The sequence below is a fragment of the Paenibacillus phytorum genome, assembly GCF_013141715.1.
GTDB lineage: Bacteria > Bacillota > Bacilli > Paenibacillales > NBRC-103111 > Paenibacillus_E > Paenibacillus_E phytorum.
Genome location: NZ_WHOA01000021.1, coordinates 1 through 2,076 on the forward strand (window position 1 = coordinate 1; position 2,076 = coordinate 2,076).

At 44.5% G+C, this 2,076-nt stretch carries 3 protein-coding genes; 2 read left to right on the plus strand and 1 reads right to left on the minus strand.

The genetic code is table 11. The features are described from left to right. Positions 1-153: 153 nt before the first annotated feature. Entirely contained in the window at positions 154-738 is a 585-nt protein-coding gene (locus GC098_RS03045; RefSeq protein ID WP_171640861.1) for a TetR/AcrR family transcriptional regulator, read from the minus strand. A 310-nt stretch (positions 739-1,048) separates the two neighbouring features. Here GC098_RS03045 and GC098_RS03050 point away from each other — a divergent pair, with 310 nt between their 5' ends. Both GC098_RS03050 and GC098_RS03055 read left to right on the plus strand, forming a co-directional pair. After that, the gene (locus GC098_RS03050; protein ID WP_171640863.1) at positions 1,049-1,459 is read left to right on the plus strand and encodes a GNAT family N-acetyltransferase; all 411 of its coding nucleotides are present in this window, start codon (positions 1,049-1,051) and stop codon (positions 1,457-1,459) included. A gap of 152 nt (positions 1,460-1,611) precedes the next feature. Then, positions 1,612-2,040 carry a hypothetical protein gene (locus tag GC098_RS03055; RefSeq protein WP_171640865.1) on the plus strand — a complete coding sequence of 143 codons (429 nt, stop codon included), beginning with the start codon at positions 1,612-1,614 and terminating at the stop codon, positions 2,038-2,040. Positions 2,041-2,076: the final 36 nt, after the last annotated feature.

The window sequence follows — 2,076 nt, forward strand, 5'->3', positions numbered from 1 at the left end:
AAGATAATGTCCTCGAATATGCGATCAATCTCGTTCGTCGTGATTCCCGGTTTGATGAGCGGGGCGATCGTGCGATGGCATTCGGCCACCACTTGGCATGCCTTACGGATAGCCTCGATTTCATGCTTGCTTTTTAAGATGACCATGTTCGTATCAGGACTCCTTCGTAATAGCTTGCATCGCGAGATTGGCGATTCGATCGACGTCCAGCTCGGAAGTGCCCGCATAGTAGTGCAGCCCGCAGCAGCCGACGAGCACGGCAAGCATATGGTCGACGCTGTCGTCTTCGCGCTGGGCGATCGATTGGAGCGGAACGTACAGCCGTTCCATGAATCGTCTCTTGGTGGAGTTCCGATCCCTCTCAGGTAAGCCTGCATAATGTTCCGCCGCCATTTTGTAGACGAGATATGTGCGGGCGTCCGACTGCCACAGCCGGAGCAGCGCCTTGCAATACGTCAACATCTGCCTCTCATCCTGGCCGCCGCCGTATATGTTTGCCCATTCTGCCAGGGCTTGCTCACATCGCTCGAAGCCGCTGCCCAGCACATCTTCTATTAATAAATGTCGGTTAGGGTAATAATGGTATACCGTGCCGTAACCGATCTCGGCCTCGCGGGCGACGTCGCGAATATCAAAGCTGCCGCCCGTGTGGAAGTAAGTGCGCGCGGCGGCGTCAAGGATCTGTTCACTGCGCTGCATGCGGATGAGCTCATTTTGTTCTTTGGTACGGGGGCACATGGACGCGTACACCTCCTTTTATAGACCTGCAAATTTGTCGATACAAACATAGTAACGCATGGAGCGGGGATATGCAAATTATCTGTTAGAGAAATAAAGTTATTTAATTGAAATAAAGTTCTTTAGTGAACTGAACAAAGACAGAACTCCAAGCAGGTAGTTTCGGAGGAGGTAGGGTGTGCGACGGTAGCATCATTAACGCATAACGATAGTTGAAAACCCTGAAAATGGCTGCCGCTTGCAGTCTTTTGTTAACGGGTAGTTTACAAAAGATGGTGATATTGGTAATGTGATTTATAGGGGGAGCAAGATGAAAATTGTAATTGCAACCGATTCAGACTATGAATATATACGAGATCATGACCATCATATTTTGCAGAGCTTAATATTGCCGAAAATATACGGACATGAAATATACTTATTGCGAAACGAAGAAGACATTAATATCGGATGGATGAGGTTCGGATATTTCTGGGATAATACACCTTTTATGAATATGATTTGGGTAGACGAACAATATCGAAGCAAGGGTGTAGGAAAGCAAGTTGTCCTCTTCTGGGAAGATGAAATGCAAAAAAAGGGTTTTAAACTGGTTATGACTTCTACTCTGGCTAATGAAAATGCACAGCACTTCTACAGAAGTTTAGGATATCAGGATGCAGGCTGTTTAATACTTGAAAATGAGCCGTTGGAAATCATTCTGACTAAAAAAATAGTTTAGTTCCCGCTAACGAGGAGCAATAGTTGAATACACTCAGGACGAGGCTGCTGGCATATGATCGGCAGCCTTCATTACGTGACTGGCAGTTTAGTGGAGCACTGAGCTTGCAACTAAACAACAAATTAAGGCGTCAAATTCATTGGGGGTGCTATATGATGAGGACTTGGATTGCCACAATTCTTATCGTTATTTTGATATCAATGCTAATTACATCGTGTTCAAAACAGCAAACTGTTACTGAGCAGGTTCAAGAAAATGTCGCGGAATCATTGTCTGTCTCTGAACAAACCGTTGTTCTTTTCGGTGATGGAAACAAAATACAAATAAATGACTCATTAGTTGTTGGAAAGATAATGAATGACATAAAGGCAATGACTTTTACAAAGGTTGAAGGACCTGATACAGTTGGGCAGAATTTCACATTGATGTTTTCGAGTGATAAGAAATATTCCAGTACAGGTTACTTCGTAATAAACAAGGTCTTTTACAAAGCTACGGACGCAAAACTTGCCTCAGAGATAAATAAGTACGTCCTGGATTATGGTAGAAGCATCATGCCCCAGTTGTTGCCAGGAGTCTGAGTGAACTAGTAAAAGACTGCAACTAATGACAATAAA